Consider the following 21,710-nt stretch of genomic DNA (forward strand, 5'->3'; position numbering starts at 1 on the left):
GCGCGGACCGGCTCCCGCGAGCGCGGACCGGCTCCCGCGACGCAACTGCGTGGCGGTGATCGGCGACGGCTCGATGTCGGCGGGCATGGCCTACGAGGCCCTCAACAACGCCGGCGCGCTGCACTCGCGCCTGATCGTCATCCTCAACGACAACGACATGTCGATCGCGCCCCCGGTCGGCGCGATGTCGGCCTATCTCGCGCGGCTCGCCTCGGGCGACACCTACCGCTCCCTGCGCGAGACCGCCAAGCAGCTCGGCAAGCTCCTGCCCAAGGGCATYTACCAGCGCGCGGCCCAGGCCGAGGAATTCGCCCGCGGCCTCATCGTGGGCGGCGGCACCATGTTCGAGGAGATGGGCTTCCACTACGTCGGCCCCGTCGACGGGCACAACCTCGACCACCTGCTGCCGGTGCTCAAGAACGTGCGCGACTCCGAGCAGGGCCCGATCCTGCTCCACGTCGTCACCCAGAAGGGCAAGGGCTACGCCCCGGCCGAGGCCAGYGCCGACCGCTACCACGGCGTCGTCAAGTTCGACGTGATCTCCGGCGTGCAGGCCAAGGCCAAGCCCAACGCCCCGGCCTACACCCGGGTGTTCGGCGAGAGCCTGATCAAGGCGGCGGACGCCGACCCCAAGGTGGTGGCGATCACCGCCGCCATGCCCGGCGGCACCGGCATCGACCTGTTCGGCAAGGCCCACCCCGACCGGACCTTCGACGTCGGCATCGCCGAGCAGCACGCGGTGACCTTCGCCGGCGGCCTGGCGACGGAGGGCTACAAGCCGTTCGTGGCGATCTACTCGACCTTCCTGCAGCGGGCCTACGACCAGGTCGTCCACGACGTGGCGCTGCAGAACCTGCCCGTGCGGTTCTGCCTCGACCGGGCCGGGCTGGTGGGGGCCGACGGGGCGACCCACGCGGGCGCCTTCGAYCTGGCCTACCTRTGCTGCCTGCCGAACATGACGGTGATGGCGGCGGCCGACGAGGCCGAGCTCGTCCACATGGTGGCGACGGCCCATGCCCACGATTCCGGSCCGATCGCGCTGCGCTATCCGCGCGGCGAGGGCGTCGGCATCGACCTGCCCGAGCGGGGACAGGCGCTGCCCATCGGCAAGGGCCGGATCGTGCGCCGGCCCGAGGGGGCGCGGGTGGCGCTGCTGTCGCTGGGCACGCGCCTGGCGGAAGCGCTCAAGGCCGCCGACCAGCTCGAGGCGGCCGGCRTCGGCGTCAGCGTGGCCGACGCCCGCTTCGCCAAGCCGCTGGACGAGGCGATGATCCTCGACCTGGCCGCGACCCACGAGGTCCTGATCACGATGGAGGAGGGGTCGGTGGGCGGCTTCGGGGCGATGGTGCTGCATCTCCTGGCCGAGAAGGGCGCCCTYGACGAGGGCCGGGTGCGGGTGCGCACCCTGACCCTGCCCGACGTCTACCAGGACCACGACACCCCCGAGCGCATGTACGCCCAGGCCGGCCTCGACACCGACGGCATCGTCAAGGCCGTCACCAGCGCCCTGCCCGAGCGTCCTGACCCTGCCCGACGTCTACCAGGACCACGACACCCCCGAGCGCATGTACGCCCAGGCCGGCCTCGACACCGACGGCATCGTCAAGGCCGTCACCAGCGCCCTGCCCGAGCGGAAGTCCGGCCGCCTCCGGCTCGCCTGACCCGCGCCGCGAGATCGCGCCGGGGTGTGCCCGTGCGATCCTTGTCGGCGGCGGTTTTCGATGACATGAGGCCGGGCCGCGGCGGACGCGCCCCGGCGTTTTTCCTGCGGTCCCCCGGCCGCCACCGATCGTCCTGACGATTAAGAGAGACATGGCTGAGGCTGATCCATCCGGCCCCTGGGGCGTCGGTCCGGTCCTGATCACCGGCGCCAGCGGTTTCCTCGGGGCCGCCCTCGTCGACGTGTTCCGCAAGGCGGGCTTTCCCGTACGGATCATGGTGCGTTCGACGAGCCCGCGCACCAACCTCGTCTGGACCGACGTCGAAGTGGTGGAAGGCGACATGCGCGACCGGGACGCCGTCGCCGCCGCCTTGCAGGGCCAGCGCTACCTCGTCCACGCCGCGGCCGACTACCGGCTGTGGGCACCGGACATGGAGGAGATCGTCCGGACCAACCGCGACGGCACCCTCATCATGATGGAAGAGGCGTTGCGCGCCGGGATCGAGCGGATCGTCTACACCTCCAGCGTCGCCACCATCAAACCGCACGACGACGGGACGCCCGCCGACGAGAGCCGGCCGCTCACCCCCGGCACCGCCATCGGCGCCTACAAGCGCAGCAAGGTCGTGGCCGAACGCGTCGTCGAGGAGATGGCCGCCCGCAACGGCCTGCCCGTGGTCATCGTCAACCCCTCGACGCCGATCGGCCCGCGCGACGTCAAGCCGACGCCCACCGGCCGCATCATCCTGGAAGCGGCGCTGGGGCGGATGCCCGCCTTCGTCGACACCGGCCTCAACCTCGCCCACGTCGACGACGTCGCCGCCGGGCATCTCCTCGCCCTGCGCAAGGGCCGCACCGGGGAACGCTACATCCTGGGCGGCGAGAACGTGTTGCTGTCGCAGATGCTGGCCGACATCGCTGGCCTGGTCGGGCGCAAGCCCCCCACCGTCAACCTGCCGCGCGCCGTGGTGTATCCGATCGCTTATCTCTCCGAGCAGATCGCGCGGGTGACCGGCAAGGCCCCCTTCGCGACGATCGACGGCATCCGGATGTCGCGCTACCGCATGTTCTTCACCGACGCCAAGGCGCGGGCCGAACTCGGCTACACCGCCCGCCCCTACCGAGAGGGCCTGTCCGACGCGATCGCGTGGTTCCGCCAGGCGGGGCTGATCCGATGAGCGTGACCCTGGACAACGCGACGCAGGCCCGCTCCGGCAAGGGCCACAAGGACGAGAACTTCCCCGTCGCCTCGCACCTGATCCACCCCAGGAATCGCGGGGCGATCCTCGCCTTCTACGATTTCGTGCGGGCGGGCGACGACGTCGCCGACCATGCCGAGCTGTCGCCCGAACGCAAGATCGTGCTGCTCGATCGGCTTGCCGACGCTCTCACCGGCGAGGGCCCGGCCGACCCGGAGGCCGAGCCGCTGAAACGCGAACTCGCGACGCGCGGCCTGCCCCCGACCCATGCCCTCGAGCTCCTCGACGCCTTCCGCCTCGACGCCCGCAAGACCCGCTACGACGACTGGGAGGATCTCATCGCCTATTGCCGGCTCTCGGCGATGCCGGTGGGGCGCTACGTCCTCGACGTCCACGGCGAGGATCCGGCCGTGGTCTGGGGACCGTCCGATGCGATCTGCGCGGCCCTTCAGATCGTCAACCACCTCCAGGATTGCGCGAAGGACTATCGCCGCAACGACCGGGTCTACCTACCCCGGGACGTGCTCGCTCGCCACGGCGTCACCGTCGAGGCCCTGGCCGCCGACAGGGCATCCCCTGCCCTACGCGCCGTGATCCGGGAGCTGGCCGAACGGACCATGGGGCTCCTCGACGAGGGTGCGGTACTGCCCGACCTCATCGCGGACCTGCGCCTGAGCCTCGAGATCGCCGCGATCCATCGCCTGGCGGTGGTGCTCTGCCGCGGCCTGATGGAGCGCGACCCGCTCAGCGAGTCGGTGCATCACGGCAAGGCCGGCTTCGCCCTCACCGCGCTCGGCGGCATCATTGCGACCCTGGCGCGGCGTCCGTTGCGAGGCCGAGTGCTTCGGGCGCAGGCGCTGCGCGTCGCCAACCAGGAGGGACGCCGATGAGCGCCACCGCCACGCCGCTGCCGGCGGACGCCGCCGAAGCCCCTGCCCTGCCCGCGAAATCCTCCTCGTTCTACACCGCCATGCGGCTGCTGCCGAAGGATCGGCGCGAGGCGATGTATGCGGTCTACGCCTTCTGTCGGGCGGTGGACGACGTCGCCGACGACGGCGGGGCGGCCGAGGTCCGTGCGGCCGAACTCGACCGCTGGCGCGCCGACATCGACGACCTCTACGCCGGCCGCCCGGCGGCCCGGGTGCGCGACCTCGTGGTCCCGATCGCGCGCTACGCCTTGCGCCGCGAGGATTTCCAGGCGGTCATCGACGGCATGGCGATGGATGCCTTCGAGGATATTGTCGCCCCCGACGAGGACACCCTCGACCTCTATTGCGACCGCGTCGCCAGCGCCGTCGGCCGCCTCTCGGTGCGTATCTTCGGCCTGCCCGAGGATCTCGGCATCCGGCTGGCCCATCACGAGGGCCGGGCGCTGCAGCTCACCAACATCCTGCGCGACATCGACGAGGACGCGGAACGCGGCCGCCTCTACCTGCCGCGCGAGCGGCTGGCCGCCATCGGTCTGACGACGCCGACGCCGCAGGCAGCGATGGCGCATCCGCGCATCGGCGAGGTCTGCGCGGCGGTGGCCGCCCAGGCCGAGGCGCATTACCGCGAGACCTGGGCGATCATCGCCAAAAGCCCGAGGGCGGCCACCAAGGCCCCCCGGCTGATGGCGGCCGCCTACCGGCTCTATCTCGACGAGCTCCTGAAGCGGGGGTGGTCGCCCCCACGCGCCCGCGTCAAGCCCGGCAAGCTCGCCCTGCTGTCCGTCGCCCTGCGCCACGGGATCGTCTGAATGGCGGGAACCGTCCATGTGGTCGGAGCGGGCCTCGCCGGGCTCTCCGCGGCGGTGTCGCTGGTGGAACGCGGCGCCCGCGTGGTGTTGCACGAGGCCGCCAAGCAGGCGGGCGGACGCTGCCGCTCGTACTACGACCCGAGCCTCGGGCTCACCCTCGACAACGGCAACCATCTCCTCCTGTCGGGCAACGCCTCGACGCTCGGCTTCATGCGCACCATCGGCGCCCCGGCCGACGCCCTGCAAGGACCGGCCGAGGCGGCCTTCGACTTCGCCGACCTCGCCACGGGCGAGCGCTGGCGCCTGCGCCCGAACCGCGGCCGGTTGCCGTGGTGGGTGATGAGCCCGTCGCGGCGGGTGCCGGGTACCCGGGCGATCGACTACCTCGCCCCCCTCGGCATCATCCGGGCGGCGGCCGGCAAGGGGCCGGGCCTCGGCGGCACCATCGGGCAGAGCATGACCTGCTCCGGCACGCTCTACGAGCGCCTGTGGCACCCGGTGCTGCTGGCCGCGCTCAACACCGAGCCGGCCGAGAGCGACAACGGCCTGGCCGCCAAGATCCTGCTCGAGACCCTGGGGGCGGGTGGCGAGGCCTGCCGGCCACTGGTGGCGGTGGCCGGCCTCTCCTACGCCTTCGTCGACCCGGCCGTGGCCCATCTCACCGCACGGGGGGGCGAGATCCGGTTCGGGCGCCGCCTGCGCGGCCTCGGTTTCGGTGCCGGGCGGATCGACAGCCTCGACTTCGGCGACGGCCCCCTCGCCCTCGGGCCGGACGATGCCGTGGTTCTGGCCCTGCCACCCTGGGTGGCCGCCGACGTCCTGCCCGGCGTCGCGAGCCCGCAGGCCTACCGATCCATCGTGAACGCCCATTTCGCGATCGTTCCTCCACCGGGATCGCCTCTTCTTCTGGGTGTGGTGAACGGACTGACGGAGTGGCTGTTCGCGTATCCGGATCGTCTATCGGTGACCATCAGCGGTGCCGATCGGCTGCTCGATACACCACGGGAAGACTTGAGTGCCCGGATCTGGGCGGAGCTCTCGACTTTGACGGGACTTGCGCCCGAAAGGCCAAGCTGGCAGATCGTCAAGGAGAAGCGGGCGACCTTCGCAGCGACGCCGGCCGAGGCCGCGCGGCGCGCAAGCGCCGTGACCGACCACAAGAACCTCGTCCTGGCGGGCGATTGGACTGCCACCGGCCTGCCATCGACGATCGAGGGGGCGATCCGCTCTGGAACCACGGCTGCGCACGCGCTCCTCGACGGAGCGCGCGCCTAGGGCATCGGACCGAAAGGCGGCTGCCGCCTTTGGGTCCGATGCCAGGACGAGAGATGGGCGCATCGTCCTGGAGCCAGATCCAGGACGATGCGCTCGCAGAAACCTGCGCGGCGTCGGCCCATCGGGGCCGCTCGCCGCGCAGCCGAGACGTGTGATCGGTCACGGATGCGGCGGACGGGACGGCCTAGTCCCGACGCACCGTGGTCGCGGATGGTTCAAGGCGGAGATCGATGCGCGAGGCATTCAAGAAGGTCGAGACGCTGCAGCGTCCCAAGACACAGGAAATCTCTCTCTCCGACGTGGAGCGCGGCATCGTCCGGGCGACGCAAGGATTGACGGCCCTGTCGCATGCCGACGGGCACCTGTGCTTCGAGCTCGAAGCCGATGCCACGATCCCATCCGAATACATCCTGTTCCACAACTTTCGCGCCACGCCGATTCCCAACGGTCTCGGGCCGAAGATCGGCAACTACCTGCGCCGGACGCAGGGCAAGCACGGCGGCTGGTCGCTGGTCCATGAGGGGCCGTTCGACATCAGCTGCAGCGTGAAGGCGTATTTCGCCCTGAAGCTCATCGGCGACTCGATCGAGGCGCCCCACATGCGCAAGGCCCGCGAGGCCATCCTCTCGCGCGGCGGGGCGGCCAATTCCAACGTGTTCACCCGCTTCTTCCTCGCCCTCTATGGCGAGGTGCCCTGGCGTGCCATCCCGGTGATGCCGGTGGAGGTGATGCACCTGCCGCGCTGGTTCCCGTTCCACCTCGACAAGGTGTCGTACTGGGCGCGCTGCGTGATGGTGCCCCTGTTCGTCCTCCAGGCCAAGAAGCCCCGCGCCCGCAACCCCCTCGGCATCGGCATCCCCGAGCTGTTCGTGACGCCGCCCGAGCACGTGCGCAACTGGCCCGGCAGCCCGCATGCGACCTGGCCGTGGACGCCGATCTTCGGCGGCATCGACCGGATCCTCCAGCTGACGGAGAACTGGTTTCCCAAGAAGCGCCGCCAGCGCGCCATCGACAAGGCGGTGGCCTGGGTGAGCGAGCGCCTCAACGGCGAGGACGGCCTCGGGGCGATCTACCCGGCCATGGTCAACTCCGTGCTGATGTACGAGGTGCTGGGCTACCCGGCCGACCATCCGCAGATGCGCATCGCCTGCGAGGCGATCGAGAAGCTGGTGGTCGACAAGGGTTACGAGGCCTACGTCCAGCCCTGCCTGTCGCCGGTGTGGGACACGGCGCTGGCGAGCCACGCGCTCCTCGAGGCCGGCGGCCCTCAGGCCGAGCATCAGGCCCGGCGCGGCCTCGACTGGCTGCGGCCCCTGCAGGTCCTCGACATCAAGGGCGACTGGGCGGCGGGCCGGCCGAACGTGCGGCCGGGCGGCTGGGCGTTCCAATACGCCAACCCGCACTTCCCCGACCTCGACGACACCGCCGTGGTGGTGATGGCGATGGACCGGGCGATGCGCCAGCACGGCCTCGTCGCCGACATGCCCGACTACACCAACGCCATCGCCCGCGCCCGCGAATGGGTCGAGGGCCTGCAGTCGAGCGACGGCGGCTGGGCGGCCTTCGACGCCGACAACAACCACCACTACCTCAACCACATCCCGTTCTCGGACCACGGCGCGCTCCTCGATCCGCCCACCGCCGACGTCACGGCGCGGGTGGTCTCGATGCTGTCCCAGCTCGGCGAGACGCGCTCCAGCTCCAAGGCGCTCGACCGCGGCGTCACCTACCTCCTGGCCGACCAGGAGGACGACGGAAGCTGGTACGGCCGCTGGGGCATGAACTTCATCTACGGCACCTGGTCGGTGCTGTGCGCCCTCAACGCGGCGGGCGTCGATCCGGCCTCGCCGGAGATTCGCCGCGCCGTGGCCTGGCTCATCCGCATCCAGAACCCGGACGGCGGCTGGGGCGAGGACGCCTCGTCCTACAAGATCGATCCGGCGTTCGAGCCCGGCTATTCCACCGCCTCGCAGACCGCCTGGGCGCTGCTCGCCCTGATGGCGGTGGGCGAAGCCGACGACCCGGCGGTGACCCGCGGCATCAATTACCTGACCCGGACGCAGGGGGCCGACGGCTTCTGGGCCGAGGAGCGCTACACCGCCACCGGGTTCCCGCGGGTGTTCTACCTGCGCTACCACGGCTACCCGAAGTTCTTCCCGCTCTGGGCGATGGCGCGGTTCCGCAACCTCAAGCAGAGCAACACCCGACAGGTGGCCTTCGGGATGTAGGCCGGTCCGGCGGAGCGCATCGCCATGTCGGCAGGGACCGAACGGTCCGTCCTCGCCGTGGTCGGCCTCTCCAAGGAGGCGCGCCTCGCGGCCGGTCCGGGGGTCGTCGTGGTGGGTGCCGGCGGCGATCCGCACCGCCTGCGCGCGGCACTCGCTCACCAGGCCCCCGGCGCCGTCCGCGCCGTGATCAGCTTCGGCATCGCCGGCGGTCTCGACCCGGCGCTCCTCCCCGGCGATGTCGTGGTGGCGACCGGCGTCCGGTCGGACGGCGAACGGTGGGACGCCGATCCCGGCATCGTCGCTTGCCTGAGAGACCGTCTGGAGCGCAGCGGACTGAGGATCACCGCGGCCGACCTCGCCGGGGTCGACGCCGCGGTCCTCGCCGTCGCAGATAAATCGGCGTTGCGCGGCCGGACCGGCGCGGCGGCGGTCGACATGGAATCGCATGTGGCGGCCGGCTTCGCGCGGGCGCACGGCCTGCCCTTCGCGGCGCTGCGCGTGGTCTGCGACCCGGCCGACCGGGCCCTGCCGGCCTTCGTGGCGAGCGCCCTCAAGCCAAACGGCGATCCCGACATCCTCGCCGTGCTACGCGCCCTCGTCCGTCGCCGGGCGAGCCCCGGCGACCTGATGAGGCTCGCCAGGGACTCGGGCGCCGCCTTCCGGAGTCTACGCCGCGCACGCGCCTGCCTGGGAGATGGCCTCGGCGTGCCGTCGTCCGCCGGCCCGAGGGCCTGACGGCTCGGGCGCCCCTGGCCGGAGACGAGCCTCCGGCCAGGGGACGAACGCCGAGCCTCAGATCGCCAGCGTGCCGGCCTTGGCGGCCGCGTAGCGTTCGTTCACCTTCGACCAGTCGACCACGTTCCACCACGCCTTGAGGTAGTCGGCGCGGCGGTTCCGGTAGGTCAGGTAGTAGGCGTGCTCCCAGACGTCGTTGCCGAACACCACCGGGGTGCCGTCCATCAGCGGCGAATCCTGGTTGGGGCGGCTGGTGAGGGCGAGCTTGCCGTCCTTGCCGAGCACCACGAACACCCAGCCGGAGCCGAACAGCTTGGTGCCGGCGGTGTTGAAATCGGTCTGCAGCTTGGCAAAGCCACCCAGATCCTTGTCGATGGCCGCCTTGAGGTCGCCGGTGGGTTCGCCACCCTTGCCGCCCATGATCGTCCAGAACATCGTGTGGTTGGCGTGTCCGCCGCCGCTGTTGCGGATGGTCCCGCGCACCGCCTCGGGCAGCGACGACAGGTTGGCGAGCATCTCCGGCAACGGCTTCTTGGCGAGGTCCGGCTTGTCGGCCAGCGCCGTGTTCAGGTTCGTCACGAATGCGGCGTGATGCTTGCCGTGATGCAGCTGCATCGTCTCGGCGTCGATGGTCGGGGCGTTGCGGTCTGCCGGATAGGGCAGCGGTACGAGGGTGAAGGGACCCGACGGAGCCGGGGCCGGCGCTCCTTGCGCGACGCTCGCCTGCGCGCGAAGGGCGATGAGGCCTCCGCCGATGGCGGCCAGGGTGGTGCGGCGGTTGAGGTTCATGGTGGCGTTCTCCCGTTGTCCGGAGCGATGGGTGCGAGCACCGTCATCGACACGACGGCTACGCTAGCGCTTGCGCGATGGTTTCAACCATAGCCGACTTGGACTCTGCGTCACCTTCGCCGGAACGGGCTCGGCCCATCGAAGGCCGTCGGGACGGATCGTCCGCTGGCGGCGCGCGAGCACTCTCGATTCGGCCGGCGACCCTACGGCCAGACCTTGATCGACAGGCGCTGGCTGAGGAGATCGCGATCGGAGGTGACGGTGCAGCCCTCGGTCCTCAGAGTCACATAGGTGAGGAGCGCGGCGTCTCCGGCGTCGTCGAAGTTGCGCCCCTCGGCGGCCGGGTCGATGAGCGAGGGATAGGCGATGAGGCGTCCCGACGCGGTGCAGGCATCGTCGTAGAGGGTGGCACCCGCCATCAGCAGCCGCGGCTGGTCCCAGGCCAGGAGATCGCGCGAGCTCGTCCAGTAGAAGCCGGATCGCGGGAAGACCGCACTCGCCTTGGCCATGAAGACGGCGATCCAGGCTCCCGTCGCCCGGTGTCGCACCACCGCGCCGACCGGGGTCGGAAAGGGTGCGACCGGCTTGCAAGTATCCGGTCCCGGCCGGGCCTTGCCGTAGGGGCCGGGGAAGCGGGCCTCGAACCCGATTCCGGTCCAGGCGCGCCAGCGGGCCGGATCGGAGGGGTCGTCGCTGCGGAACAAGCAGACGCCGGCCTCCTGCGTCCGGCCGGGCTGAGACCAGCCGGTGGTCGAGGCGAAGACGTAGCGCCAGCGCCCGTCCGCGACGATGTTCGAAGGGTTGAAGAACCCGCGATGCCGGCCCTGGTCGACCTCCTGCGCGAAGGGCGCTGCGGCCACCACCACCGGCGGCGTGGCCCGCCGGATGGTGCGACCGCCGTCCGTGGAGGAGGCCGCCACGATGCTGTTGTACCAGCACGCGAGATAGGCCGGCAGCCGGCAGCGCCCGGCGTGGGTGTTCGCCTGATATTCGTGGTGGAGCAGCGCCGCCACCGCCGTTCCGTCCTCGGTCCAGGTGGCGGTGACCCAGGAGCGGTCGTCGTAGCGGGCCGGATCGGCGTCACCCGCCGAATCGAGGACGACGGCGCAATCGAGTTTCAGCCGGTCGAAGTCGGGGCCGCGCAGGGCGCGGTTGCGATAGTGCATGCCGAATAGCACGACCGTGCCGGCGGCATCGCGAAAGGCGCGGGCCGAGGCGTCGGGCACGTCGACCCCGTCGCAGGCGTCGCGCGTCGCGCGGAACAGGGGCTTGGGTGCGCCGATCAGGGTGAGGGCCGACAGCGGCGGGTCGCCCCTTGCCCATCCGGCATCGGGCCAGACGAGGTTTGCCAGGGCCACGACGAGGGCCGCGACGATCCTCGGGGAACGACGAGCGCGCGCGGACGATCGGGGAAGCGGGCGCGTCATTCTTGACCTGGAGCGGTTCCAGCCTGGACTTGCGCCCGAGTTTGCGGTCTGAACCCTTAACCTTCCGATTGGCCGACCACCGCCCCGAGACCTCCATGACCTTCCTGATCCTCGGCCTCGTGCTGTTCCTGGGCACCCACGCCTTCACCATGCTGCGCTCCAAGCGCGCCAAGGTCATCGGCGAGGTCGGGGAGACCCGCTACAAGCTCGGGTACATGGTGCTGTCGCTGCTGGGCCTGGTGCTCGTCGGCTACGGTTTCGGCGTGTACCGGCAGGAGGGCATGATCCAGGTCTGGAACCCGCCTGTGTTCACCCGCCACCTCGCGCTGGTCCTCAACCTCCTGGCCTTCATCGCCCTCGCTTCGGCCTACCTGCCCGGCCACATCCGCGCCAAGGCCAAGCACCCGATGCTGCTGGCCGTGAAGATCTGGGCGACCGCCCATCTCCTCGCCAACGGCGACCTCGGCGGCATGCTCCTGTTCGGGGCCTTCCTCGCCTGGGCGGTGATCGCCCGCATCAGCGCCAAGCGCCGGGCCCGCAACCCCGCCGAGGCGGTGGCCCAGCACGGCGGCGCGGTGGCGGCACCGGCCGGCTGGCGCAACGATGCCATCGCCGTGGCGGTGGGCCTCGTGACCTGGTTCGTCTTCGCGAAGTACCTGCATCCGCTGCTCATCGGCGTCGCGGCCTGGCCGGGGATGGCCTGAGCGCGGCCGGCGTCGCGTCTGTCGCCAAGCCGCCCATGGTGTGCTAGGCGCAGGGCCCGACCATCGTGAGGTCGCCCGCCGCGGATGCCGCGGCAGGAGCTGACCTGTTATGAGACGACATGGCTGAGAACAACGAGTTCATCCGCGAGGTCAACGAGGACTATCGCCGCGATCAGGTCGCCGAGATCTGGCGCCGCTACAGTGCGCTGATCATCGCCCTGGCGGTGCTGGTGGTGGCCGGCGTCGGCGGCTGGCGCTACTGGCAGTCCGAGCAGCGCAGCCGGGCCGAGACGGCATCGGAATCGTTCGAGACCGCCAACCGGCTGGTGCGCGACGGCAAGGCCGAGGAGGCCGACAAGGCCTTCGCCGCGATCGAATCCCAGGCGCCGGCCGGCTATGCCCTGCTCGCACGCTTCCGCTCCGCCACCGAGACCGCCAAGCGCGACCAGGCCGCGGGTGCCGCCGAATACGAGGCGCTGGGCGCCGACGCCAAGCTGAGCAACGGGCTGCGCGACCTCGCACGCCTGCGGGCGGCCCTGATCCGCCTCGACCTGCCCAACCCCGATCCGGCGCTCGCCAGCCTGCAGGGATTGGCCGCCCCCACTGGCGCGTTCCGGCACACCGCCCGCGAGATGCTGGGCCTGTCCGCGCTCAAGCGCGGCGATTACGACGGGGCCGGCCGCTGGTTCGACCAGATCAGCGCCGATCCGCAGACGCCGCAGAACCTGCGCCAGCGCATCGAAGTCTATTCCGCCCTGGTGGCCGGCGGTCCGGTGACGGTGACCGAGGCGGTCCCGGCGCCGGCGGCCCCTCTCCCCGCGACGCGCTAGGGCACTCCGCCTTTCCCTTGAGCCGATTGGCAAAATCGGTTTACCTGCTCCGTCGGCGGTCGAGAACCGGTCGGTCCCGCACCGGCCGTTTTCGCGTTTCCCGACCGACCGCCCCAACCTGAACTGGCCCACCCCATGGATATGCCGACCGTCGCGATCATCGGACGGCCGAACGTCGGCAAGTCGACGCTGTTCAACCGACTCGTCGGCAAGAAGCTCGCCCTCGTGGACGACCGCCCCGGCGTCACCCGCGATCGGCGCGAGGGCGACGTCAACTTCGGCGGCCTCGTGTTCCGGGTCATCGACACGGCCGGGCTCGAGGATGCGGACGCGGGCACGCTGCTCGGGCGCATGCGCGCCCAGACCGAGGCGGCGATCCTGGAAGCGGACGTGGTCCTCTTCGTGATCGATTCCCGCGCGGGCGTGCTGCCCGCCGACCAGCCCTTCGCCGAACTCGTGCGACGGGCCGGCTGCCCGGTCATCCTCATCGCCAACAAGGCGGAGGGCGGCGCCGGGCTCGGGGGCGCCTACGAGGCGTTCTCGCTGGGCCTCGGCGACCCTATCCCGTTCTCGGCCGAACACGGCGAAGGCATCGGCGAATTGCACGACGCCCTCATCGCCGCCCTCCCCGAACAGGACGAGGACTATGACGAGGAGGGATCGGAGAAGTCGCTCAAGGTCGCTATCGTCGGCCGGCCCAACGCCGGCAAGTCGACCCTCATCAACACCATGCTCGGCGAGGACCGGCTTCTGGTGGGGCCCGAGGCCGGCATCACCCGCGATTCGATCTCGCTGGACTGGGACTGGCGCGGCCGCCGGATCAAGCTCCACGACACCGCCGGGATGCGCCGGCGCGCCCGCATCGACGACAAGCTCGAGAAGCTCGCGGTCTCCGACGGCCTGCGTGCGGTGCGGTTCGCCGAGGTGGTGGTGGTGCTCCTGGACGCCACCATCCCGTTCGAGAAGCAGGACCTCACCATCGTCGACCTCGTCGAGAGCGAGGGCCGCTCCCTCGTCATCGGCCTCAACAAGTGGGATCTGGTCGCCGACCAGAACGGCCTGCTGAAGACCCTGCGCGAGGATTGCACCCGGCTGCTGCCGCAGGTGCGCGGCGTCTCCGTCATCCCGCTGTCGGGCCTCGCCGGCCAGGGCATCGACAAGCTGATGCAGGCGGTGGTGGACGCCGCCGATGTGTGGAGCCGGCGCATCTCGACCTCGCGGATCAACGACTGGCTCAACGAGGCGACCCAGCGCAACCCGCCCCCGGCCGTGGCGAGCCGGCGCATCAAGATCCGTTACGCCACCCAGGTGAAGGCGCGCCCGCCGCATTTCGCCCTGTTCGGCAACCAGCTCGACGGCCTGCCGAAATCCTACACCCGCTACCTCGTCAACAACCTGCGCGAGGCGTTCGACCTGCCCGGCACCCCGATCCGCCTGTCGCTACGGACGTCGAAGAACCCGTTCGACAAGGAGAACAAGGGCTAGATGGGCGGCTCAGGCGGCGGTCGCACCGGCCGTCGTCTTCGCCAGCCAGTCCACCACGGCGTCGAGGGCCTGCCGGTCGCTGCGGCCGCCCTTTCGGGCCGCCTCGAACACGCCGATCTGGTTCTCGGCGCTGGTGCCCTCGGTCTGGATGGCGCGGGTCCTTTCGATCTCCGGGCCGCAGCCCAAGGCGTCGGCGTCCGCATCGACGAGGGCGAGGACGCGGTCCAGGGCCTCGGCGAAGGGTAGGGCGTCCTCGCTCGCCTCGTCGATCAGTTCGGCGTCGGTGCCGCTGCGCTGGGCCCGCCACAGGTTCTCCTCCGCCAGCGCCCGCGAGACCCCGTCGAGGGAGTCGTTGAGGTCGGGCCGGCGGATTACGAGGCGCACGAGGCAACGGAACAGGGCGGCGATGGCCAGCGCGTCCTCCAGCCGCGTGCAGGAATCGGCGATGCGCAGTTCCAGGGTCGGGAACTTGATCGAGGGGCGCAGGGACCACCACAGGAAGCTTGCGTCCGCGATCGACCCGGCCGCGGTCATGATGCGCAGATAGCGTTCGTAATCCTGCGGGGACCCGATCAGCGGCGGCAGCCCGGTGCGGGGCAACTCGCCGAAGGCGCTCAGGCGATAGGCGGTCAGCCCCGTCGGGGCCCCTTGCCAGAACGGCGAGGAGGCCGACAGCGCCAGCAACAGGGGCTGGAACGGCAGCAGCCGGTTCATGAGGTCGATGCGCGCCTTCGGGTCGGGCACCTCGACATGGACATGCATGCCGCAGATCAGGCTGCGCCGCCCGGCGAGCCCGACATCGCGCAAGATGCCGCGGTAGCGGTCGCCCTTCGTGGGCACCTGCCGCGCCCATTCGGCGACCGGGTGCGTGCCGGCGGCAAAGACCAGAAGGTCGTGCCTGCCAGCGAGGGCGGCGAGTGCGGAGCGCTGGCCGGCCAGGATCTCGCGTGCCTCTCCGAAATCCGTGGACGGCGGCGTGCAGACCTCGATCTGGCTCTGCAGCAGCTCCTGCCCGATCTCGGGCAGCCTGTCGCCGGCCTCCTCATGGAAGGCCGTCACCGACCGGCGCGGGGTGCCGCGGGTCTCGGCATCGGCCAGGAAATATTCCTCCTCGATGCCAAAGCGATAGCTGTGTGCTGTCATGGTGAACCTTCGCGTATGGCCTGCGCGTCAACTCGGGACGATGGCCATCGTGCCGCGCGGCAGCGAAACCCAATTCAGTCGGACTGGCTCATGCAAAATCCGTTCGATTGCTTCGCAATGCGGATTTCGGCTTCGCTCAGGCGCCGCATGGGATTGCCGATACGGTCACCGCTTTCATCAAGCGGCAGACCGCATCAGCCCTCCCGCAACGCCCCGCCCACCAGCCAGGCCGGGTCGAACCAGCGGTCGGCCTCGCCGTCGTACGGCAGGCGCGTGACGTCCCAGTGCTGGATGTAGCGCGCGTAGACGTTCCAGACCGCGATGCCGCCGCCCACGAAGATGCGCCGGCCGGGATAGCGGGCCAGCACCGCCTCGGGGTCTTCGTGGCTGCGGATCACGTCGATGGTGCGATCCTGAAAGGCGAAGGCCGGCACCGACGCGATGGTCTTGGGGCCGGCGATCAGCACATGGCCCATGGTGAGGGCGAAGAACCGCGTCACGTCCTCGACGAACAGCGGGTCGGTGTTGCCCTCCCAGGGCAACTGCCCGTTCAGGCCGAGCTGGCCCCGCAACCCGATGGCACAGATGCAGCGGACGTCGATCATCGTGGGGACCTGGCTAGCCTGTCGTCGTGGAACACCACCGGTCAGGCCGGCGGCTGGAACGCCACGACACGGTCGGTGGGAAAGTCGTAGATCTTGCCGGAGTCCGACCAATCGGGCCGCGCCAGCCGCACGAAGGCCGGGGCGAGGTCGTCGGGCGTCTTGAGGGTGGCGGCATCCTCGCCCGGCATCGCGGCCTTGCGCATGGCCGTGCGCAGGGGGCCGGGATTGAGGAGCATGGCCCGCACCGGCGTCGTCTCGGTCTCGGCGGCGTAGGTCCGCACCAGGGCGTCGAGGGCGGCCTTCGACACGGCATAAGCCCCCCAATAGGCGCGGCACTTGTGGGCCGCGCCGGAGGTGACGAACACCGCCCGCCCGGCATCGGAGGCCCGCAACAGGGGATCGAGCGAGCGGAGCAGGCGCCAGTTGGCCGTCACGTTGATGGCCATCACCTGGTCCCAGGCCTTGGGCGTCACATGGCCCAGCGGCGTCAGGTTGCCGAGGATGCCGGCGTTGCCGACCAGGATGTCGAGGCGCTTCCAGCGCTCGTAGATCGCCGCGCCCAGACGGTCGATGCCGTCGTAATCGGTGAGGTCGAGCGGCACCAGGGTGGCGCTCGATCCCGCCGCCGTCACGGCGTCGTCGAGCTCCTCGAGGCCGCCCTGCGTACGCGCCACGGCGACGACATGCGCGCCGGCCTGCGCCAGGGCCAGGGCCGCCGCACGGCCGATGCCGCGGGAGGCACCGGTGACGACGGCGACGCGGCCGGAGAGCGGCTTGTCGGAGGACGCGGTCATGGGGATCTCAATCGGCTTCGGCGAGCATGGCCAGGCGCCGCGGCCCGGCCACCGCCAGATCGGTCAGGGCGGTGGGATAGTCGCCGGTGAAGCAATGGTCGGTGTACTGCGGACAGGCGGGGTCGCGCGCCTCCTCCCCCATCGCCCGGTAGAGTCCGGCGATGGACAGGAAGGCCAGCGAATCGGCACCGATGTAGCGGCGCATGCCCTCGAGGTCGTGGGTCGCGGCGAGCAGCTTCTCGCGCTCGGGCGTGTCGATGCCGTAGAAGTCGGGGTAGGTGATCGGCGGCGAGGCGATGCGGAAATGCACCTCGCGGGCGCCGGCCTCGCGCATCATGCGCACGATCTTCACCGAGGTGGTCCCGCGCACGAGGCTGTCGTCGACGAGCACGATGCTCTTGCCCTCGACGGCGGCCCGGTTGGCCGAGTGCTTCATGCGCACGCCGAGCTCTCGCACCGACTGGGTCGGCTGGATGAAGGTCCGTCCGACGTAGTGATTGCGGATGATGCCCATCTCGTAGGGCAGGCCGGTCTCCTGCGCGAAGCCCAGCGCCGCCGGCACGCCGGAATCCGGCACCGGGATGACGATGTCGGCGTCCGCCGGCGACTCGCGGGCGAGTTCGACGCCGATGTTCTTGCGCACCGCGTAGACGCTCTTGCCGTTCACCACGGAATCGGGCCGCGCGAAATAGATGTACTCGAAGATGCACGGGCGCATCGGCTGGGGCGGCGCGAACCGGATCGACTCGATCCCCTCTTCGGAGATCACCACGATCTCGCCGTTCTCGATGTCGCGGATGAACTTGGCGCCGATGATGTCCAGCGCGCAGGTCTCGGAGGCGAGGATATAGCGGCCGTCGAGTTCGCCGAGCACCAGCGGACGGATGCCGAGGGGGTCGCGGGCGCCGATGAGCTTCTTGTTGGTCAGCGCCACGATGGCATAGGCGCCTTCGATCCGACGCAGCGCCTCGGTGAAGCGCTCGACGATGCGCGGGGCGCGCGAGCGCGCGGCCAGATGCAGGATCACCTCGGTGTCGGAGGTCGACTGGGTGATGGCGCCCTCGCGGACCAGGTCGCGGCGGATGGTGAGGGCGTTGGTGAGATTGCCGTTGTGCGCCACCGCCAGGCCGCCGCTGGCGAGTTCGGCGAAGAGCGGCTGCACGTTTCTGAGGATCGTGCCCCCCGTCGTCGAATAGCGGACGTGGCCGATGGCGGCCGAGCCCTCCAGGTGCTCGATGGTCGAGCGGTCGGAGAACGAGTCGCCGACGAGGCCGGGGCGACGCTCGGAATGGAAGACCGCCCCGTCGAAGGAGACGATGCCCGCCGCCTCCTGGCCGCGGTGCTGCAGGGCATGCAGCCCCAGCGCCACGATGGCCGAGGCGTCCGGGTGCCCGAAGATGCCGAAGACGCCGCATTCCTCGCGCAGCGTGTCGCCGTCGCGGTCCATCCCGTCCACCGTCCGGTGGGAGGAACGGGAAGTGGCTGATCGATCGGACATGCTGTTGCCGTTTCCCCGTCGGCCGCGCGGGTCACCGGGAAAGGCGGCCGGGCGCAGCCTCAAGACCTTGCGTCACGAAACCGTTATGTCGTCGATCGGTGCGGCGCAACCAAGCCCGGATTCTTGCAGGTCAGCGTCGCGCCGCGGGCGCGGCTTGGCCCGGCTTCTCGGCATCGGTGCGCCGTTGGACCGGCGCCTCGCCCTCCGCCGGCGAATCGGTCGGCTCGGCCGCCCCGTCGGCCTTGGGCTTCTTGAACTGCTTGAGGATCCCCTCCGGGTTCTCCGGCAGCTGCGCCACCAGGGCATCGCCGGACCTCTCGAGGAGGGGGCGGCTCTTGGCGGTGGCGGCCCAGTCCGGCATCTTGCCCTGCACCAGCCAAGCCAGGAACACCCAGCCGATCACGCAGATCAGGAAGCCGCGACCGGCGCCGAAGATCAGGCCCAGCGAGCGGTCCACCGCGCCGATCCGCGAATCGAGGATCATGTCCGAGATCTTCACGGTGATGATCGAGACGACGATCAGGGTGCCGAGGAAGATCGCGGCGATGGAGGCGACGAGCGCCACCGTGGCGTTGGTGACGTGCTGGCCGACCATCGGCAGGACGAGGGGGTAGAACTTCCAGGCCACGGCCGCCGCGGCGACCCAGGCGATGATCGCCAGGACCTCACGGGTGGCCCCTCGCACGGCCGCGAGAAGGGCGGAGATCGCGACGATCCCCAGAACGGCGAGGTCCAGAATGGAAAACGGCATCGACGACGCTGGTCACAAGGGGGCAGAGCGGCGACGATCGATGGCGTTGCGGCTGCCCCGTGCCGCGATGACCGTATACCGTGCCGGATCAGGCCCGTCACCCTCCGCCGCGAAACGCGCGCGGGAGGGTCGTGGTCGAGCGATCGCTGAGGGTCAGTCGTCGTCGTAGTCATCCCGCCCACGCCCGCCCTTGCCGCGCCGGGGCGCGCCGCTGGCGATGCCGGCGACGAGGTCGGCGATGTGGCGCAGGGCCTCGGTCTGGAGGGCGCCGTCGCCGCCCTCCCCCCGGTTCTGCGGTGTCACGGCCTTGGCGAACCCGAGCTTCACCGCCTCCTTGATCCGGGCCGGCGCCTGCGCCACGGGGCGGATCGCCCCGGACAATCCGATCTCGCCGAAATAGACGGTCTCCGGCGGCAGCGCCGCGCCCGACAGCGACGAGACCAGTGCCGCGGCGACCGCGAGGTCGGCCGCCGGCTCGGTGATGCGCAGGCCGCCGGCGACGTTGAGGTAGACGTCGTGGGTGCCGAGCCGGATGCCGCCATGGGCCTCGAGCACCGCCAGCACCATCGACAGGCGGTTGGGGTCCCACCCCACCACGGCGCGGCGCGGCGTGCCGAGGGAGGACGGGGCGACGAGCGCCTGGATCTCCACGAGCAGCGGCCGCGTCCCCTCCATTCCGGCGAAGACCGCCGTGCCCGGCGCGGCATGGTCGCGCCCGGCCAGGAACAGGGCGGAGGGGTTGGGCACCTCGGCCAGCCCCATGTCGGTCATCTCGAACACCCCGATCTCGTCGGTGGGGCCGAAGCGATTCTTCACGGCGCGCAGGATGCGGAAATGATGGCCCTGGTCGCCCTCGAAGGAGGCGACGCAATCGACCATGTGCTCGACCACGCGCGGGCCGGCGATCTGGCCGTCCTTGGTGACGTGGCCCACCAGGATCACCGCCGTGCCCGTGGTCTTGGCGAAGCGGATCAGGCTCTGGGCCGAGCCGCGCACCTGCGTGACCGTGCCGGGCGCCGATTCCACCGTCTCGGTCCACATGGTCTGGATCGAATCGATGATGGCGAGCGCCGGCGGGCGCCCCTGCGACAGCGTCTCGACGATGTCCTCGACGTTGGTCTCGGCGGCCAGCTCCACCGGCCGGCCGGCGAGGCCCAGGCGCTCCGCCCGCAGGCGCACCTGCGCCACCGCCTCCTCGCCGGAGATGTAGACGACGCGTTCGCCGGTGCCGGCCATGGCGGCGGTGGCCTGCATCAGGAGCGTCGACTTGCCGATGCCGGGATCGCCGCCGAGCAGGATCACCGAGCCGCGCACGAAGCCGCCTCCGGTGACCCGGTCGAGCTCGGCGATGCCGGAGGGGATGCGCGGCGCCTGCTTGGCCTCGCCGGTCAGCCCTTCGAGGGGAAACACCCGGCCGCGTGCCCGGCCCGGACGCGTCGCCACCGGGCCGGCCTGCGGGCCGCTCGCCCCCGTCTCCTCGGCGATGCAGTTCCAGCCGTTGCAGGCCTCGCAGCGCCCGCGCCAGCGGTTGTAGACCGCCCCGCAGGACTGGCAGACGAAGGTCTGGTGGATCTTGGCCATTCTGCTTCCGGGTCGGGCGCGGCGCTCCGCCCCGTTATTCTACATAATGGCGAACATAGCGTGAACCCAGGCCCGTCAGGATTTCGTAGCCGATGGTGCCCGCCGCCTGCCCGACGGTATCGACGTCGAGGCCGTCGCCGATCAGCACCGCCGGCTCGCCGCGGCGGGCGGCCGGCGCATCGGTGACGTCGAGGATGATGAGGTCCATCGAGATCAGCCCGGCGATGGGACAGGCGACACCGCCCACGAGGGCATGGCCGCGCCCGCTCGCCGCGCGGGGATAGCCGTCGGCATAGCCGATCGAGAGGGTGGCGAGCCGGCGCCGGGACGGCGCGGTCCAGCGGGCGTTGTAGCCCGCACTCTCCCCCGCCTCGACGGTGCGGACCTGGGCGATGGCCGCCTCCAGGCGCACCACGGGGCGCATGGGGCTTGGCGATCCCGGCATGGGGTTGCCGCCGAACAGGGCGTAGCCCGGCCGCAGGAGATCGTTGGGAACGCCGTCCCCGAGAAAGCAGCCGGAGGAATTGGCGAGCGAGGCCGGGAGCCACGGATAGGCCGCCCGCACCCGCATGAAATCCGCGACCTGGCGGGCGTTGACCGTCTCGCCGGGCGATTCGGCGCTGACGAGGTGGCTCATCAGGAGGTCGAGTCCCGCCCCCGTCACGAGGGAATCGCCCGCGAGCGCCAGGGCCTCGGGCACCGACAGGCCGAGCCGGCTCATGCCGGTGTCCACATGCAGCGCCGCCGGCCCGCGACCGGCCCATTCGGCGAGTTCCTCCCGCGATCCGAGCACCGGCCGCAGGGCGTTGGCGATCAGGGCCTCGCCGGTTCCGGGCAGGAGCCCGTTGAGGATGTAGATGGCCGCCTCCGGCAGGAGCGCGCGGGCCGCGATGCCCTCGCTCAGGTGCGCCACGAAGAAAGTGCGGCAACCGGCCCGCCACAGGGCCGGGGCGACGGCGGCGAGGCCGCAGCCGTAGGCGTCGGCCTTCACCACAGCGGCGCAGGGGATGTGGGGCGCTTGCGCACCGAGCCGGCGCCAGTTCTCGACGATGGCGGAAAGGTCGATCGTGAGGCGGGCACCATGGCCGATCGAGGCCGCATCAACCGATCCGATGACATCCTCCATCCAACGACACAGCCACCGGCGGTTGCCGGCGCGGGCGAGGCCGGGAACCGGCCCGCGTCCTCGCCCTACCTATGCACGATCGCGGCCCGATGCGGCCACACCGCTCGCGAAAACCGCCGGCATGCGGCCGGGTGACCGGCAT

Annotated in this window: 18 protein-coding genes and 1 pseudogene; 10 read left to right on the forward strand and 9 right to left on the reverse strand. The window is 70.8% G+C overall.

Annotation, left to right across the window (positions count from 1 at the left end; translation table 11 throughout):
* From dxs to ASG40_RS00035, 7 genes and pseudogenes are all read left to right on the forward strand, one after another.
* Window positions 1–1,534, forward strand: a pseudogene (gene dxs / locus ASG40_RS00005) (1-deoxy-D-xylulose-5-phosphate synthase); the annotation flags it as partial.
* Between the two features lie 278 nt (window positions 1,535–1,812).
* On the forward strand, window positions 1,813–2,838 hold the full coding sequence (hpnA, locus tag ASG40_RS00010) for a hopanoid-associated sugar epimerase (protein ID WP_055878532.1): 1,026 nt from the start codon (window positions 1,813–1,815) through the stop codon (window positions 2,836–2,838).
* Complete coding sequence (gene hpnC, locus ASG40_RS00015) at window positions 2,835–3,749, forward strand: squalene synthase HpnC (protein ID WP_055878540.1); 915 nt, start codon at window positions 2,835–2,837, stop codon at window positions 3,747–3,749. The genes hpnA and hpnC overlap by 4 nt, the downstream gene beginning before the upstream one ends.
* Window positions 3,746–4,597 carry a presqualene diphosphate synthase HpnD gene (hpnD, locus tag ASG40_RS00020; protein ID WP_055878543.1) on the forward strand — a complete coding sequence of 284 codons (852 nt, stop codon included), beginning with the start codon at window positions 3,746–3,748 and terminating at the stop codon, window positions 4,595–4,597. Before hpnC ends, hpnD begins: the two co-directional genes overlap by 4 nt.
* Window positions 4,598–5,872, forward strand: coding sequence for a hydroxysqualene dehydroxylase HpnE (gene hpnE, locus ASG40_RS00025; RefSeq protein ID WP_055878547.1), 1,275 nt, complete (start codon window positions 4,598–4,600; stop codon window positions 5,870–5,872).
* A gap of 230 nt (window positions 5,873–6,102) precedes the next feature.
* Window positions 6,103–8,100, forward strand: a complete 1,998-nt coding sequence (gene shc / locus ASG40_RS00030; RefSeq protein WP_055878552.1) for a squalene--hopene cyclase — start codon at window positions 6,103–6,105, stop codon at window positions 8,098–8,100.
* A 24-nt stretch (window positions 8,101–8,124) separates the two neighbouring features.
* Window positions 8,125–8,835 carry a phosphorylase gene (locus tag ASG40_RS00035; RefSeq protein ID WP_055878555.1) on the forward strand — a complete coding sequence of 237 codons (711 nt, stop codon included), beginning with the start codon at window positions 8,125–8,127 and terminating at the stop codon, window positions 8,833–8,835.
* Between the two features lie 57 nt (window positions 8,836–8,892).
* Here the strand turns inward: ASG40_RS00035 and ASG40_RS00040 are convergent, their stop codons facing one another.
* Both ASG40_RS00040 and ASG40_RS00045 read right to left on the reverse strand, forming a co-directional pair.
* A complete protein-coding gene (locus tag ASG40_RS00040; RefSeq protein WP_055878558.1) occupies window positions 8,893–9,624 on the reverse strand; it encodes a superoxide dismutase in 732 nt (243 codons plus the stop codon).
* 203 nt (window positions 9,625–9,827) lie between these two features.
* A complete protein-coding gene (locus tag ASG40_RS00045) occupies window positions 9,828–11,051 on the reverse strand; it encodes a hypothetical protein (RefSeq protein WP_055878561.1) in 1,224 nt (407 codons plus the stop codon).
* Between the two features lie 95 nt (window positions 11,052–11,146).
* Between ASG40_RS00045 and ASG40_RS00050 the strand changes: the two genes are divergently transcribed.
* From ASG40_RS00050 to der, 3 genes are all read left to right on the forward strand, one after another.
* Window positions 11,147–11,755, forward strand: coding sequence for an NnrU family protein (locus ASG40_RS00050; RefSeq protein WP_055880973.1), 609 nt, complete (start codon window positions 11,147–11,149; stop codon window positions 11,753–11,755).
* Between the two features lie 119 nt (window positions 11,756–11,874).
* Window positions 11,875–12,585 (forward strand): tetratricopeptide repeat protein, encoded by a 711-nt coding sequence (locus tag ASG40_RS00055; protein ID WP_055878565.1) that lies wholly within the window; start codon window positions 11,875–11,877, stop codon window positions 12,583–12,585.
* 135 nt (window positions 12,586–12,720) lie between these two features.
* Window positions 12,721–14,070 carry a ribosome biogenesis GTPase Der gene (gene der / locus ASG40_RS00060; RefSeq protein WP_055878568.1) on the forward strand — a complete coding sequence of 450 codons (1,350 nt, stop codon included), beginning with the start codon at window positions 12,721–12,723 and terminating at the stop codon, window positions 14,068–14,070.
* Window positions 14,071–14,079: 9 nt separating this feature from the next.
* On the opposite strand, the gene ASG40_RS00065 is transcribed toward der, so the two are convergent.
* The 7 genes from ASG40_RS00065 to alr form a co-directional block, all read right to left on the reverse strand.
* Entirely contained in the window at window positions 14,080–15,213 is a 1,134-nt protein-coding gene (locus tag ASG40_RS00065) for a carboxylate-amine ligase (RefSeq protein ID WP_055878571.1), read from the reverse strand.
* A gap of 194 nt (window positions 15,214–15,407) precedes the next feature.
* Window positions 15,408–15,818 (reverse strand): dihydrofolate reductase, encoded by a 411-nt coding sequence (locus ASG40_RS00070; protein ID WP_055878573.1) that lies wholly within the window; start codon window positions 15,816–15,818, stop codon window positions 15,408–15,410.
* 41 nt (window positions 15,819–15,859) lie between these two features.
* The gene (locus ASG40_RS00075) at window positions 15,860–16,612 is read right to left on the reverse strand and encodes an SDR family NAD(P)-dependent oxidoreductase (protein WP_055878577.1); all 753 of its coding nucleotides are present in this window, start codon (window positions 16,610–16,612) and stop codon (window positions 15,860–15,862) included.
* A 7-nt stretch (window positions 16,613–16,619) separates the two neighbouring features.
* Window positions 16,620–18,110, reverse strand: a complete 1,491-nt coding sequence (gene purF / locus ASG40_RS00080) for an amidophosphoribosyltransferase (RefSeq protein ID WP_055878580.1) — start codon at window positions 18,108–18,110, stop codon at window positions 16,620–16,622.
* Window positions 18,111–18,240: 130 nt separating this feature from the next.
* Window positions 18,241–18,861 carry a CvpA family protein gene (locus ASG40_RS00085; RefSeq protein ID WP_055878583.1) on the reverse strand — a complete coding sequence of 207 codons (621 nt, stop codon included), beginning with the start codon at window positions 18,859–18,861 and terminating at the stop codon, window positions 18,241–18,243.
* A 153-nt stretch (window positions 18,862–19,014) separates the two neighbouring features.
* The gene (radA, locus tag ASG40_RS00090) at window positions 19,015–20,442 is read right to left on the reverse strand and encodes a DNA repair protein RadA (protein ID WP_055878586.1); all 1,428 of its coding nucleotides are present in this window, start codon (window positions 20,440–20,442) and stop codon (window positions 19,015–19,017) included.
* A 34-nt stretch (window positions 20,443–20,476) separates the two neighbouring features.
* Entirely contained in the window at window positions 20,477–21,568 is a 1,092-nt protein-coding gene (alr, locus tag ASG40_RS00095; RefSeq protein WP_082523822.1) for an alanine racemase, read from the reverse strand.
* Window positions 21,569–21,710: the final 142 nt, after the last annotated feature.

This window comes from Methylobacterium sp. Leaf399, from assembly GCF_001424525.1.
Classification (GTDB): Bacteria; Pseudomonadota; Alphaproteobacteria; order Rhizobiales; family Beijerinckiaceae; genus Methylobacterium.